12 protein-coding genes and 1 pseudogene are annotated in these 14,913 nt (G+C 35.5%); all 13 read right to left on the minus strand.

Features of this window, described 5'->3' with window-relative positions:
* Window positions 1-236: 236 nt before the first annotated feature.
* Window positions 237-1,367, minus strand: a pseudogene (gene ftsZ, locus VCM44_RS00705) (cell division protein FtsZ); the annotation flags it as partial.
* A gap of 14 nt (window positions 1,368-1,381) precedes the next feature.
* On the minus strand, window positions 1,382-2,644 hold the full coding sequence (gene ftsA / locus VCM44_RS00710; protein ID WP_114706088.1) for a cell division protein FtsA: 1,263 nt from the start codon (window positions 2,642-2,644) through the stop codon (window positions 1,382-1,384).
* A gap of 96 nt (window positions 2,645-2,740) precedes the next feature.
* On the minus strand, window positions 2,741-3,478 hold the full coding sequence (locus VCM44_RS00715; RefSeq protein WP_114706087.1) for a hypothetical protein: 738 nt from the start codon (window positions 3,476-3,478) through the stop codon (window positions 2,741-2,743).
* Complete coding sequence (gene murB, locus VCM44_RS00720) at window positions 3,478-4,386, minus strand: UDP-N-acetylmuramate dehydrogenase (protein ID WP_158536792.1); 909 nt, start codon at window positions 4,384-4,386, stop codon at window positions 3,478-3,480. Before murB ends, VCM44_RS00715 begins: the two co-directional genes overlap by 1 nt.
* Window positions 4,379-5,755: a UDP-N-acetylmuramate--L-alanine ligase gene (gene murC, locus VCM44_RS00725; protein ID WP_114706085.1), complete on the minus strand. Its 1,377-nt coding sequence runs from the start codon at window positions 5,753-5,755 to the stop codon at window positions 4,379-4,381. The genes murB and murC overlap by 8 nt, the downstream gene beginning before the upstream one ends.
* Before the next feature lie 49 nt (window positions 5,756-5,804).
* Window positions 5,805-6,935, minus strand: coding sequence for a putative lipid II flippase FtsW (gene ftsW, locus VCM44_RS00730; protein ID WP_114706084.1), 1,131 nt, complete (start codon window positions 6,933-6,935; stop codon window positions 5,805-5,807).
* Window positions 6,936-7,000: 65 nt separating this feature from the next.
* Window positions 7,001-7,465 carry a hypothetical protein gene (locus VCM44_RS00735; RefSeq protein WP_114706083.1) on the minus strand — a complete coding sequence of 155 codons (465 nt, stop codon included), beginning with the start codon at window positions 7,463-7,465 and terminating at the stop codon, window positions 7,001-7,003.
* A gap of 78 nt (window positions 7,466-7,543) precedes the next feature.
* The gene (gene murD, locus VCM44_RS00740; RefSeq protein ID WP_114706082.1) at window positions 7,544-8,926 is read right to left on the minus strand and encodes a UDP-N-acetylmuramoyl-L-alanine--D-glutamate ligase; all 1,383 of its coding nucleotides are present in this window, start codon (window positions 8,924-8,926) and stop codon (window positions 7,544-7,546) included.
* Window positions 8,927-8,929: 3 nt separating this feature from the next.
* Window positions 8,930-10,006 (minus strand): phospho-N-acetylmuramoyl-pentapeptide-transferase, encoded by a 1,077-nt coding sequence (mraY, locus tag VCM44_RS00745; protein WP_114706081.1) that lies wholly within the window; start codon window positions 10,004-10,006, stop codon window positions 8,930-8,932.
* A gap of 25 nt (window positions 10,007-10,031) precedes the next feature.
* A complete protein-coding gene (locus VCM44_RS00750; RefSeq protein ID WP_334677769.1) occupies window positions 10,032-11,342 on the minus strand; it encodes a UDP-N-acetylmuramoyl-tripeptide--D-alanyl-D-alanine ligase in 1,311 nt (436 codons plus the stop codon).
* Window positions 11,339-12,652, minus strand: coding sequence for a Mur ligase family protein (locus VCM44_RS00755; RefSeq protein ID WP_334677770.1), 1,314 nt, complete (start codon window positions 12,650-12,652; stop codon window positions 11,339-11,341). Before VCM44_RS00755 ends, VCM44_RS00750 begins: the two co-directional genes overlap by 4 nt.
* Window positions 12,645-14,567, minus strand: coding sequence for a penicillin-binding protein (locus VCM44_RS00760; RefSeq protein ID WP_334677771.1), 1,923 nt, complete (start codon window positions 14,565-14,567; stop codon window positions 12,645-12,647). The genes VCM44_RS00755 and VCM44_RS00760 overlap by 8 nt, the downstream gene beginning before the upstream one ends.
* Window positions 14,568-14,572: 5 nt before the next feature.
* Window positions 14,573-14,905: a hypothetical protein gene (locus tag VCM44_RS00765; RefSeq protein WP_114706077.1), complete on the minus strand. Its 333-nt coding sequence runs from the start codon at window positions 14,903-14,905 to the stop codon at window positions 14,573-14,575.
* Between the last annotated feature and the right edge of the window lie 8 nt (window positions 14,906-14,913).

Consider the following 14,913-nt stretch of genomic DNA (forward strand, 5'->3'; position numbering starts at 1 on the left):
TCAACTTCTGATTTTGAAGCTTCATATTGAGAAGCTGCCTCACGAATTGAATCTGTTAAGCTTGGACGACTTGAAGTATCAGTTGTGTCTCCATCAAACCCATTCGATCTCAATTGTTGTTTTTCTTCAACTTGAGTTTCGTAGTTAACTGATTCACGTTGAGCTTCCATTTGAATCTCTCTCATTGCATCAAGATTTTCATCTTGTTGTGGAGTTGATTCATAGTAAGCTGGACGAGAAATTGTTTCAGTTCTGTGCTCAATAGGTTGCTCGACTTTCTGTTCTTGCTTTACTTCAACAGTTCTCTCTTCAACAATTGGCTTAGCAAATGTTTGTGGAGCTTCTGTTTGAACAGGTCTTCTCATTTCTTGTTGAGGAGCAACTCTAGTTGATGAGTCTTCACCACCAAGACCTGTAGCAATTACAGTAACCTTGATATCGTCTTCTAATTCTTCATCTACAACTGATCCAAAGATAACTTCAGCATCTTCATCAGCTGCTTCCATAATTAAAGTAGCTGCTTCATTTACTTCATGCATAGTCATTCCAGAACCACCAGTAATGTTGATGATAATTCCAGTTGCACCATCGATTGAAATATCTTCAAGAAGTGGTGAAGAAATTGCTTCATTAGCAGCTTTAATTGCTCTATCTGGTCCAGAACATAGCCCTGTTCCCATTAGTGCTAAACCTTTATTAGACATAACAGTCGACACGTCTGCAAAGTCAGCATTAATATGTCCTGTTGTATTAATTAGGTCAGAGATACCTCTAACCGCATTAAGTAGTACTTCATCTGCTTTCATGAAAGTCTCAACAAGAGATAAACTCTCACCTGCCAATTGAAGAAGTCTTTGATTTGGAATTGTGATTAGTGAATCAACATTTTCCTCAAGAGTTTGAATACCAGTTTTGGCATGTCTCATTCTCTTTCTACCTTCAAAGATAAATGGCTTAGTTACAACACCAACAGTTAAAGCTCCAAGCTCTCTTGCTAGTTTTGCAATAACAGGTGCTGCACCAGTACCTGTTCCACCACCCATACCAGCAGTAATGAAAACCATATCTGAACCTTCTAGTACTTGGCTTAACATTTCATACTCATCAAGAGCAGCTTTGCGACCAACTTCTGGATTTGCACCAGCACCTAGACCTTTTGTTAATTCAACTCCAAGTTGAACTTTTGTTGGTGCAAGGTTTACAGATAAAGCCTGCGAATCTGTGTTGGCAACAATATACTCAACACCAGTAAGTCCAGCCTTGATCATAGTGTTTACGGCATTACATCCACCGCCACCGACACCAACTACGCGAATCTTCGCGCCTTCAGTTAATTTTAATTCATTGTTATCAGAAATTTCGAACATAAGTTCCCCCTTATTTAAAAAATTTCTCTAAATACTGATTTAATCGATCCGGATAACTTCCCGACAATATCGATTTGATTAATATCTTCTTCAACTTCCGCATCCACTTCTTTACCTTTAGTAGCTTCAAGAAGAAGTCCAAGCACTGTTGAAAACTTTGGATTTTGCATTATGTTTGTCATCCCGCCAAATGCGATTGGATAACCAATTTTTAATGGACGATCAAGAAGGTACTCACCAATCTCTGGCATACCCTTAATCATTGCACCACCACCTGTAAGAACAACACCACCACTGATGTCTTCGCCCAGGTTCTTTTCTTTAATAATATTTTTAATTAGATCAAATAATTCTTCAGCTCTAGCTCCAAGAACATTGGCCACAGTATTTAATTGAACTTCACGTGGCTTAGTTCCAGAGATACCTTGAACTGTAATATGCGCTGACTGATTTACTTGTTCTGGTAAAACAGATCCATGATTAATTTTAATTCTTTCTGCTTCTGCGTGAGGAACTTTCAAAGCTACCGCTAAGTCATTAGTAAAATGATTACCGCCAACTGGAATAACCTGAGTGTGAACAAGAGCACCATCTTTCCAAAGTGCAAGATCTGTAGTCCCACCACCAATATCAACTAGAAGAGTTCCCATTTCTCTTTCTTCAGGAGAAAGAACTGATTCCGATGAAGCAATCGGTTGAAGTGTTACGTTTTCAACTTTAACACCTGTATGCTCAACACATTTAACAAGGTTTTGAATTAATGAAATTGATCCCGTAACAATATGTACATGTGCCTCTAGGCGAGTACCACACATTCCAATAGGGTTTTTAATTCCTGTTGTATTATCTACTTTGTATTCTTGAGCGATAACGTGAATAATCTCACGATCACTTGGCATTACGACCGCTTTTGCAGCCTCTAATACTCTTTCAACATCATCTTCCGAGATTTCATTACCCTTAACAGCAACGACCCCTGAACTATTGAAACTATAAATATGGCTTCCAGCAATACCAATAGTAGCACTATGGATATCAACTCCGGCCATAAGTCTCGCTTCTTCTAATGAGTTTTGAATTGAGCGAACTGTTTTATCGATATTAACAACACTACCTTTTTTAAGGCCATGGCTTGGATGTGTACCAATACCAATGATTTCTAATTCACAAGGATTAGAAATAGTTGTTTGTGTATTTGAGCTATTTTGAATTCCGACAATTGTACAAACTTTAGTTGTACCTACGTCTAGACCGACTACGATGTTTTTTTCTTTCATTGAGAATCCTTTCTCTAGTTTTTTCTTACAGAATCATTCTGCTTTTTTTCAAGAAATAATACGGCAATTTTTACCGTGTATAATGAAATTTTAGGATTAGTCGTTGAACTTGACAACAACTTTTTTGGAATTTGTAATATTAATTACAGATGGAACTTTCTTTTTCTTATTCATGTAACTAATAATCTGAGTAAGTTTATCAACCTTTAGAGGCCATTCATCTTTACCCATAAAGACACTTGATGGCTTGCCTTTAATCGATAAAATCATTGTTAATTCTTTATTATCACTAACAATAACTTCTGAAATTAGTTTTCTAAATACTAGATCAAGTCCTGAGACAATCTTCGTTATTTTTCTTTGAACGTCCTTATCCATCTCTCCTACTGGAATAGCAAGATAAGGTAGTGAGTAACTCAACTTCTTTTCTGTTCTAAGAAGTATTTCATAAGTTGGGTCAAATAGTTGACCATTTTCAACAAGAATCGCCTCATAAGATTCCATTCCATTCTCTTTATAAATTTGTACTTTCATAAGAGGAGATGGACATTCGTATATAAAATTTAGCATTCCTTGAAGTGGATCGTACTTGATAGTGTAATCAGATAAGAAATGTTTTTCTTTTAACTTATCGTGATCAATTAAGTTCTTCATACTTCGTAATGAACTATTTTTTTCGAAATCTTTTACGAGTTTAAGAGTTAGGGTTCCCGCTGCACGAGAAGGACATTTACCAAAAGCCGTTTTGTATTTGATTTTCTCCATTGGACGTGATGTCGCAAGTATCGACGTGCTCATCATTAAGAAAGTTATAATACCAAATACTTTTTTCATTAGTTGTCTATCCTGACTTCTGGTTCGAATCTTAATCCATACTGGAGTAGTAATTCATCTTGGACTAGTTTTATCAGCTCTTTAACATCAGAAGCGCTTGCCTCATTAAAATTTTCCATAAAATTTCCATGAAGATTGCTAACTCTAACACCACCAACTTGTAGTCCCTTTAAATTTAGTATATCAACAAATCGTCCAGCAGTGCAAGTTCGCTCTTTATTTGTGATGTTTTTAAAGACACTACCACAGGTTTTTTCTCGTAAAGGTTGTGTTTTATTTCTAACCAATAAATAATCTCTAATTTTTTTCCCAAGTTCCGGATCTTGTCCATGACTAACTAATTCAACCTGGTAAACAACATCACCTGGCCTTAAAAAATTATTCTGCCTGTATGAGAAACTACTTTCATCTACTTCATAGATATGCTCAGTGCCTTCTTTATCAATATACCAGACGCGCTTTACGATCTCATTTATCCAGCCCAGACCTGTTCCTGCATTCATAAAAACAGCGCCCCCTAAAGTGGCCGGGATTCCCGTAATGACTTCCCAACGTTTGTTTCCAAATTTCGAAGCATGAGAAGTTAGAGTTGAAAGCTTTATAGATGCGGGTAAAATATAAGAGTCATGATATGAATCAAATATAGTCTTATCATATGAAAAATCTAAATGAATTATTGGCCTCTTTATTTCTTCATTTAATAGTTGATTCGCACCTAAACCAAGCAAATGATAAGTCATACCATTATCACTTAATTTTTTAACAACAGACTTTAAGGCGTTAACACTTTTTATAGTAATTAAATTACCAAAGGACTTTACTTTCATCGTTGAATAGCGAGAAAGATCCTTTCTGATTTCAACTTCAATATCTGAAATGTCTTTAAGTAATAACTTAAGATTATTCATTTCTGTCATTATCAAGAACCCACTCTCTGATAACACGACCAATTGAACCAGCACCAAGAGTCATAATAGTTGCTTTTTCATTCGACTTAATAATTGAATCTAAATCTTTTAATTCTATATTCTTAGCAAGACCTGGATGTAGACGATTGATATCTTCTACTAATCTTTCTGAAGTAATACCTGCTATTGGCTCTTCACTTGCTGGATATATTGGACACATGTAAAGTTCGTCAACATCGTTAAAGCAGTGTAGAAATTCATTCCAACAATCTTTTGTTCGCGAAAAACGGTGTGGTTCGAAAATTGCAATTTTTTTGTGATCTCGAATCTCTTTTAAAGTACCAAGTGTGGAAGAAATCTCTGTTGGGTGATGTCCGTAATCATCTAAGATTTCAATTTTGTCATTTTTATAAAGAAGCTGAAAACGACGTCCAACATTCTCAAAGCTTCTAATAGAGCTTTGAATCATTTCAACTGGTACACCCATTTTATGAGCAATAGAAATTGCACCTAGAGCATTCAAAATATTATGCTTTCCAGGTAGATTAATTTTAATACGTCCTAAGTTCTCAGGACCTACGATTAAATCAAACTCTGAACTTAGACCATCCATTGTTATATTAGTTGCTTGATAATCAGCTTCATTTTTAATACCAAAAGTAACAATTGGTTTTTTAATAAAAGGAACAAGACTCATTAAGCGATCATCATCTGCATTTAAAGATGACAGTCCATAAAAAGGAACCTTGTTAATGAATTCTTCAAAGCTTGCCATAAGAATGTCTTCACTTCCATAATGATCCATGTGATCCAGATCAATATTCGTAACTACTGACATAATAGGATTAAGCATTAGAAAAGATCCGTCAGACTCATCTGCTTCTGCTACAAGATATTCCCCTGTACCAACTTTTGCATGACCAGCAAGATTCGATACAATTCCACCGATAATATATGTAGGTTCATAGTTACTTGCTTGAAGAATCGTCGCAAGAAAACTTGTTGTCGTTGTCTTCCCGTGAGTTCCACCAATTGCAATTCCACGCTTAAGTCTCATGAGCTCTGCTAGCATTTCTGCTCTTCTCATAATTGGTACCTGATTATCGCGGGCCTGTTGCATCTCTGGATTAGTATCATTTACCGCTGAAGAATAAACAACAACTGTCGTTTCATCTGTTATGTTCTCTCTATTATGACCAATATAAACTTGTGCTCCCAACTCTCTTAGACGAACAACATTGGCCGAGTCACTAATATCAGAGCCTGTTACTTTGTAGCCAAGTGAAAGTAAAATCTCAGCGATACCACTCATACCGATACCACCAATCCCAATAAAATGAACTGAGATATCTTGAATATTAATATTCATTTCTAATCCTTTAAAATAATTTCTCTCATAAATTTAGCCTATCTATGAGCTATTGTTGAGAAAAAAACGGCTTTTGAGCATTATCAGTGTGTTGACGTGACACACAAGAGAAAATAACACCTATGGCAATTAAGTTTGATAGAAGTGATGATCCACCATAACTTACAAACGGAAGGTTAAGACCTTTTGTTGGAAGTAGTCCAAGAACAACTCCCATATTTAGACATGCTTGAACACAGATAATGAAAACAATTGAAGTTACCATCTTTCTTGCAATGACATCTTTTAATGAAAGAGCAAGTCTAAAACCGAAATGAGTAAAGGCCATAAAAAGGCCAACAAATGCGATAACACCTAGAAAACCAAATTCTTCTCCAATGACAGAAAAGATAAAATCGTTATGCGCCTCTGGTAAGAAGAATAATTTTTCTAAACTATTTCCAATCCCTTTACCGAAAAAGCCACCATTGGCAAAACCAATCCATGACTGAATAACCTGAAATCCACTTCCCCTAGGGTTTGCCCAAGGATCAAGAAAGGCCATTAACCTTTTTACTCGATAAGGTTGCGCAATAAGAATAAGACCGGAAAGAACTGTTCCGACTGAGGCCAAGATATAAAAGTATTTACGATTAAAATTTGAAATGAAACATGTAAAACCGATTCCTAAGGCGCAGATAAAGAATGTTCCAAAGTCTGGTTGTAAAATAAGAAGCAATAAAACGAAGAAAATATTGGCAGCGAATTTTAAACGGTTTTTAAGATCTAGCTTTTCATAACTTTCAAAGAAAAAGAGAGAAAGCATAAGAGTTGAGTATTTAGCAAATTCTCCGGGCTGAAGTGATCCCACTCCAATATTGATCCAGCGATTTGCACCTTTAGCGATAACACCAAGTCCAGGGATAAAAGTTAATATAAGTAGAAAACCGATTACAATATTGAGATGAAATGAAAATTTATACCAAAATTGATATTTAGTCTTAGAGACGATAAAGGCCAATCCTATTCCAAAAAGAGCGAAGAAAATTTGCCTTGAGAAAAAGTGTAAACTTGTTCCATACACTTCTTTTGAAAACATATACGATGACGAATAAACCATTACCACGCCAAATGCGACAATAATTGAAGTAATGATTAAGAAGAATTTGCCAAAACGATCCGTGTTTTCCAATGAGTTCATATATTTATCATATATGAATTTGCTATTCGATGCATTAGAAAATAAAGAAGCTGTGCAGCGTTACCCTACTTTATATACATTTGAGCAAAAGTACGAAGAGAGTCGATCTTTCGATTTTCAAAACAATTATATACATTAAGTGGCGTAATCCCTTCATGATGTACGATATGTGAAAGACATGCTTTCTCTCCTCTATTCTTAACGAGCGCAGCAAGAGTCACATGTAAGCTATTTACCTGTGAATTATAATAACTTGTAATCTCTCGTACGGCCTCAAGTCCCACAGAGGATTTCACATAAGTGCATGCATTAAATTCAACAAGACTAATGGCCCTTCTCGTATTCAAGACATCGGTAATACAATTTAGCTGATAGGAAGAAGTAATCTGTTCACACTGCTTTCTAAAGCGGTATTGATTCATTTTAGATAAACGTTTCTCAACGACTTCACGACAATCATGCGTGAACTCATTGGCCTTAATGTGAGAGGTAATAATACTGACGAAGATAAAGAATAAGACAACTTTCATGCAGTCATCATATGCCTGTGTACTTGTTCTGTATTAGTGCTAAAAAAAATGCCTGCATAAAGCAGGCATTTGAAACAATTATAATTGATATACTAGTTTTTTGAAGTAGTTTCCTCTTTCCTCATAATCTCTAAAGAAGTCTGTTGCAGGATTCCCCGGTGAAAGAATAATCGTATCACCAGTTCTCGATTTTTGATAAGCAAAGAGAACTGACTCTTCAAATGAACCAACAATGAAAGTTTGTGGATGCTCGCCAAGAGCACGATTCATACGCTCTTTTGCTTCACCTACTAGAACGATAATACGAGTAGTTGAACATAACTCATCACTGAATTGCTCGTACTCAAGTTCTTCCATGTCTTTACCACCTGCAATTAGAATCACAGGAGTTTTGAAAGACTTTGTTGTTTCACAAAGAGTCTTCATATCAGTTGCTTTTGAATCGTTATAGAAGTTAACGCCATTCTTTTCCATTAAGAATTCAATTCGATGTGGAATTCCTGGGAACTTTGTTACACATGTTTGAATTGCTTCATCTGAAAGATCAAGGGCCTTACATGCCGTAATTGCAGCAAGTAAGTTTTCACGGTTATTTTGACCAATGATTCTCATCTTCTTCACTGTAAATTCTGAATGGTATGAAATATTTGAGTGGATTCGACGATCGTGGAAATGCGTTCCTTGAATCTCTTCCATTACACCAAGCTTAACGAATGATCTTCTTGAGTACCAATAAGTTTGGCAATTAGCATTTCTAAAGAAGCTATTATTTGCAAGCTTATCAAAGTTAACAATAAGAGTATCATCTGGAGAAAGAGTCTTAATAATACTAAGCTTAGTCTCCATATACTCACCCATAGAAGTGAAATGATTCTGTGGATAAGTGTCAGCAATATCAGTAAAGACAACCATCTTAGGGTGGAAGTCATCAAGTTTTCTCATTTGAACGGCAGAAACCTCAACAACAACGTAATCGATTTCATCTTTATTAGGTAGCATTGAGTATTCAATAAATGGACTATCACTTGTACCACCTACGAATACATTTTTACCATCTTGTCTCAGTGTGAAACCAATCATATGTGCTACAGTTGTACGACCATGTGATCCACAAACAGCAATAATAGGCTTGCGACAAAGAGTATTACCAAGTGCAAATTCAGAATAAACCTGCTTACCTTCTCTTCTTGCTAATTCAAGCTGAGGTAGGTTTGGATCTACTGCACTTGAATAAACAACAACGTCAGCATTTAAAAAGTCATCATCTAAATGTTCACCAAAAGTCATTTCAACTGCTGGCTTAATTTTACGTAGCTTTTTTACGGCCTTATTTAAATCAAAAATCGGCTTGATATCAGTAACTCTAATATTACACTCAAGACGGTTAAAGAAATTGATGAGCTTGAAACCAGTTTTTCCAATACCAACGATTAGGATATTCTTGTTTCTAAATCTCTCCATTTATTACCTCATTTTTAAAGTAGCGATAGCAAGAATCGCTAAAAATATACTTATAATCCAAAATCTAACAATAACTTTCGGTTCGGCCCATCCCATCAACTCAAAATGATGATGGATCGGTGCCATCTTAAAAATTCTCTTTTTACGAGTTTTATAAGAACCAACTTGTAATATTACTGAAACAGCTTCAGCAACAAAAACACCACCAATAATGACAAAAAGTAATTCACTTCTCGTTAAAACGGCCATCGTCCCTAGTGTACCACCTAAGGCAAGGGACCCCACGTCACCCATAAATATCTGAGCTGGATATGTGTTATACCATAAAAAACCAACGCCTGCACCGACGATTGCAGCACCAATTACGGCCAATTCACCAACATTTTCAACATATGGCACAAAAAGATATGAAGCGATTTCACTGTGCCCCGTGGCATAACCAATAAATCCTAGAGTTGCAGCAGAAGTAATAATTGGACCAATTGCCAATCCATCTAGTCCATCTGTTAAATTAACAGCATTACTAGATCCAACGATAACAATTGCACCAAATAAGACAAATAACATGCCTAAGTTAAATACTGGCCCTTTTACAAATGGTACAAAAAGTTGAGTATCAATCACACCGAAGTGAACCATGGCATAGACAGCAATTAAGCCTGTCACAAATTGCCAAAGTAATTTACCTTTAGCGGACACACCCTTTGTATTTCCTTTAGAAATTTTTGCGTAATCATCGATGAAGCCTAAAACAAAATATGATGCTGTAACTCCGCAAGTGATTAGAACAGGAATTGAATTGAAATTCCCTGTTATAAGTAGGGTTAGAAGAATTGTTCCTAAAATAAATACTCCACCCATTGTTGGAGTACCGGCCTTTTTTAAATGAGATTCTGGCCCATCATCACGAATAACTTGTCCGAATTGTTTTCGCTGCATGAAGCCGATGAAATACTTCCCCCAAATAATTGAGATCACCGTCGCCAACAAAAACGCCACAACTGTTCTAAATGTGATGTATTTAAAAATATTAAATGCAAAGAATTCATCCCTTAAGGGATATAGGAAATGATACAACATGTAATTATCCGTGTTTTAAATTATATTACATAGTTATATCTATTAGCCTCTCTAGTTGTAAAGAACGAGAAGCTTTTAAAAAGATATAATCGTACGAATTTAATACCGATAACCACTTTGTGCAAAGATCATCAAGATTTTTATATATTTCAGCCTCACCTTTAAAGGTATTCTTATAATATTGAGAGTATTGACCAATAAAAAAAGCGTGCTTTGCGTTAACAGAATTTAATACATTTGAAATATCTTCGTGATGTTTTTGTGTTTCACTACCTAATTCATTCATATCACCCAGAACAAAAAGAACCTTCTTATCGCTAGGTACATTTTTTGCAAATTCTCTTATCGCAAGATTCATTGAGGTAGGATTTGCATTGTAGGCATCTAAATATATCTTTGTGTTATCAACATCAATCCACTGTGCTCTTTTATTCTTAGGTAGACGTACTGATTTCAATTCATGGGCCAAAGACACTGAAAAGATATTTTCTAGGATGAAAGCTGAAGCCTGAATATTCCATTGATTATATGACTCTTTAATAATATCACTTTCAAAAGGATGTACGACCTCTTTATTTACGAGCACAACTTTATCGTCTTGCGCAAGAGTTGCTAGTTTGGCATCTTCACAATTCAGATAAAATTTAACACCATTTTTTAAAACCCAACGATATAAAGCAGACTTCTCTTTTAAAACGCCATCAAGATTTTCTAAAAATTCGGTATGGGCATGACCGATATTAGTTATATAACCAAAGTCAGGCTGTGCAATTTCACAGAGCGTTTCAATCTCACCAAAGTGATTTGTCCCCATCTCAATAATGGCAAACTTATGTTCGTCTTTTAGTGAGAATATTGTAAGTGGTACTCCAATATGATTATTTAAATTACCTTGAGTACAAACAACAGCATCGTTTAAGAAACTCTTGGCCAAAGAAAAAAGGATCTCTTTTGTTGTAGTCTTACCATTAGAACCAGTAAGACCAAAGACGATACCATCTTTATTTTTCCATTCTTGAATACGAAACTTTGCGGCTTCTTGTAGAAATTTAAGGCTATCATTTACAAGAAAGAAGATAAGCTCATTATCTCTTTCATATAAAGACTTAAGCTTTTCCTCTCGCCCTTCTTCATTGGTAACGACAAAAGCCTTTGCCTTATTTGAGATAGCATCCTCAATAAAGTTATAAGCATCAAACCTGTCGCCCTTTAGCGCGACAAATAAGTTTTCACCATTTGGCATCTTAGAATTTGTCGATAAAGATATTTCATCTTCACTTACCGTACCGATTATTTTTATTAAACCATTAATGTTTTTTAAATCTGTTATCTTCATAATACTTCAATTGCCTTTTTCACTATTTCAATATCACTAAAGAAAGACTTCACTCCATTTACATCCTGGTACTCTTCATGACCTTTACCTGCAATAATAACGGCAGTAGGATCTTTATATCTTTTTACATAATTTTTAATTGCATCTTCTCGGCTAACAATAACATCAACATCATTACTATTATCTTTAAGAATATCTTCAATAATTCTTTCAGGGTCTTCAAATCTAGGATTATCACTAGTGACCACGACGCTGTCACTATACTCGAGAGCCGCTTGTAACATCAGAGGCCTTTTGGTTCTATCACGATCACCACCACATCCAAAAATTGTGATTAAATGATGGTTCTTAAATAATGACTTAGTCTCACGACAAATATTTATTAATGCATCAGGTGTATGAGCGTAATCAATGATATAAATATTTTCCTGGTCTCTTATTAAATTAAAACGACCTTTAGGTAGCTCTAGTTTTATTTCTCGATTTAATTCTTCACCAACAGCTTCATCACAAAGGGCAAAAGCTAAATCAAGATTATCTTTATTATAACTGAGGTTAAATTCTTCACCGTATTTATTATCAACATGGGGAGCAACTTTATATTTAATTTTATCTTTAAAATATTCCGCCTGTGAACTTGGAATAATTACTTCATTTTCACAATAATTAAGAAGCTTTGCCTTAGCATTGAAATAAGCTTCCATTGTCCCATGATAGTCTAGATGATCTTGTGTCAGGTTAGTCCAACCTATTGAGCTAAAGTCCATTCCTTTAACTCGTCCTTGCTCTAGAGCGTGAGAACTAACTTCAATACAAAAATAATCAATATCGTTTAATCGATATATAACTCGTCTCAAATCAAGATATGATGGTGTTGTCGCTGATAATGAAGGCATAATCTCTTTATCTTCACGAATGATACCAACAGTGCCAATACAACACGCTTTAAAATTATTTCGATTTAAGATTAATTGACATAAGTGAGTTACAGAAGACTTGCCATTTGTTCCAGTGACACCAATTAATGAGACTTCTCGGTCTAAAGGATATAAAACTTCTACCAGCTCTTCTTGTAATTGATAAAAGTCTTCTAGTTCAACAACAAGACAATCAAGGCCTTCAACTTCTAAATTTGTTATTACTAAACCCGCATTTCCCTTTTCGTATCTTTGCTTGAAGAGAGAAATTGATTTTTCGTTTTCATAAAGACGATAAAATACAATATCACCTTTTTTGGCTTGATCTAGATTGACTGTTAAATCAATAAATTGATCTGTGACAATGTTGTATTTTGAAATTAGGCTATTCATATGTTGGTGGGGCATATCTTAATTTAATGATAGTGTTTTTTGTATATGCACTTCCAGGTTCCGGTAATTGCTCATCAACAACCCCGACACCACTATGAGTAAGATCAATATCTAATTTTCGAGCAAGCTTCATAGCAGATTTCTTATCAAGTCCTACGAAGTTAGGAACTAGTCCACGACCAGTATATCTTTTAGCAGAATGAACTCTTTTAACAGAATCAAAGGCCATGTCATTTTCAAATAGATCGTTCTCTGCAAGACCTTCAAACTCTTTATTCTTATACAATAAATACTCTGTGACTTTCTTGAACACTGGTCCAGCGACAGAGTTTCCATAATATGATTTTCCCTTTGCTGGCTTATCTACATAGGCATAAACGACAAACTTCTTTTTAACGCCAACTGGAAAACCTAAGAAACCAGGAATGTAGCCTGTATATCGTCCCATATTATCAGCTCTTTGTGCCGTGGATGTTTTGGCCGCAATTTTAAAATATGGAATTTTTCCATTACGAGCTGTTCCGTCTTCAACCGTTTTAATCATCATATCCGTAAGTGATTTTGCAACTTTTTCTGGGATAATCTGTTCAGCTTCAGTTTTATTAGATTCATCAACTTTTAAAATTGTAGGCTTAACATATTTCCCACCATTTGAGATGGCCGCAAATGCCGCAAGCATCTGTATTCCTGTCGTTGCAACTCCCTGACCAAAACTAATATTACTTAAGGATAGAGGAGAAACATTTTTATCGTCGGTAAAGATACCACGGGACTCAGCAGGCAATTCAATTCCAGTTTTCTCACCAATTCTAAACTTAGTTAGAGTTGACTTTAGTTTTGGAAAAGTTAGGTCAAATGCAATTTTTGTCGTTCCAATATTTGAAGAGTGCATTAGTATTTCTTCAACAGATAACCATTCAAATTTCTTTCTCGACTCTGCTTCTTTAATTATATGATCTTCAACTTTCAGGCGCCCTTGTTCACAGTAGTAATTTGTATCCGGACGTACAACATTATTTTCAAGAGCCGAGGCTACTGTAATAACTTTCATTGTTGAACCTGGCTCAAATGGATCTGAAATGAAAGAGAGCTTACGGTCAATACTTCTAGATCCATCTAAATCGTTTGGATCAAAAGTAGGATAATTTGCAACAGCAATGATTTCTCCAGTTTCTGCGTCCATAACCCCAACGCCACCACGTTTCGCTTCGACATTTTCGACCGCCTCTTTTATGGCCTTCTCAGCAACGGCCTGAACTTCTTTATCAATAGAAAGGTAGATATCTTTTGATCTTTCCGTCGGAATATTTTGACTCACATAGCGAACAGGTCTTCCTTTATTGTCTTTGAAGTATTTTATAATTTGTGGCTCACCTCTAAGCTCATCATCAAAGCGGTGTTCTATTCCTGCAAGGCCATTATTGTCAAGGCCAACAAAGCCAAGTGTTTGCGCTGCTAATTCATGATTTGGATAAATACGCTTTGGGATTTCTTCAATATAGACACCCTTGAGCTTTTTAATTGCATGAACTTGTTCTTCTGTTAAGTTGATCTTTCTTGCAATCCAAGTAAAGCGGTTTCGCTTCATTGCCTTAGAGCCAATATTTTCAATCTCGGCCTCTGGCATGATTTGCGTTAACTTCTTAAAGACATTCTTATCTCTAATATTTTTTGGAATGGTAAAAAGAGAGTATGTTCTTATGTTAATTGCGAGTGGATTCCCATTGCGATCATAGATATGACCACGTCTTGGGAAAACCTTGCGTTCACGGAAGAATTGTTTTTTTGATTGTGACAATAAATGACCGCGATCAACAACTTGAATGCGGAATGCCTTCACAAGAATTGCTACAAAAGCAAATGCAAAGACGACATAAACTATTTTTAATCTATTCTTTAAGTTACTCTCATTCACTTTATTTACTTCTTAGCTGGAACAACAATAATTTGATGTTGTTTTGGCTGTGCTAAATTATAACGACGGGCCATTTTCCTTAAATTTGAAACTGAAAGAAGGCGTGCCTTTTTGGCCTTTAATTCCTTTCCTTCAATTTTTACTCTCTCAACTTCTTTTTTTACAGTTGCAATCTCATAGTTTAACTCAATACCTTTCATTCTAAAAAGTACAAATAAAACTGTAATCACAACTAAGCTAAGAACAATTGGTAAACCTTGTGAGCTTAATAGAGCCCCTTTAATTTTATTCCCAATACTTTCCTTCTTAGACTTTGATCGACTCATCCTAGAGGCCATAAAACAAT

This window comes from Halobacteriovorax sp. DPLXC-1 (assembly GCF_036903125.1).
GTDB lineage: Bacteria > Bdellovibrionota > Bacteriovoracia > Bacteriovoracales > Bacteriovoracaceae > Halobacteriovorax_A > Halobacteriovorax_A vibrionivorans.

Bases quoted from the DNA above. Each gene is read 5' to 3' on its own strand.
- ftsA (WP_114706088.1), bottom strand. From the start codon at position 2,644: ATGAAAGAAAAAAACATCGTAGTCGGTCTAGACGTAGGTACAACTAAA.
- VCM44_RS00715 (WP_114706087.1), bottom strand. From the start codon at position 3,478: ATGAAAAAAGTATTTGGTATTATAACTTTCTTAATGATGAGCACGTCG.
- murB (WP_158536792.1), bottom strand. From the start codon at position 4,386: ATGAATAATCTTAAGTTATTACTTAAAGACATTTCAGATATTGAAGTT.
- murC (WP_114706085.1), bottom strand. From the start codon at position 5,755: ATGAATATTAATATTCAAGATATCTCAGTTCATTTTATTGGGATTGGT.
- ftsW (WP_114706084.1), bottom strand. From the start codon at position 6,935: ATGAACTCATTGGAAAACACGGATCGTTTTGGCAAATTCTTCTTAATC.
- VCM44_RS00735 (WP_114706083.1), bottom strand. From the start codon at position 7,465: ATGAAAGTTGTCTTATTCTTTATCTTCGTCAGTATTATTACCTCTCAC.
- murD (WP_114706082.1), bottom strand. From the start codon at position 8,926: ATGGAGAGATTTAGAAACAAGAATATCCTAATCGTTGGTATTGGAAAA.
- mraY (WP_114706081.1), bottom strand. From the start codon at position 10,006: ATGTTGTATCATTTCCTATATCCCTTAAGGGATGAATTCTTTGCATTT.
- VCM44_RS00750 (WP_334677769.1), bottom strand. From the start codon at position 11,342: ATGAAGATAACAGATTTAAAAAACATTAATGGTTTAATAAAAATAATC.
- VCM44_RS00755 (WP_334677770.1), bottom strand. From the start codon at position 12,652: ATGAATAGCCTAATTTCAAAATACAACATTGTCACAGATCAATTTATT.
- VCM44_RS00765 (WP_114706077.1), bottom strand. From the start codon at position 14,905: ATGGCCTCTAGGATGAGTCGATCAAAGTCTAAGAAGGAAAGTATTGGG.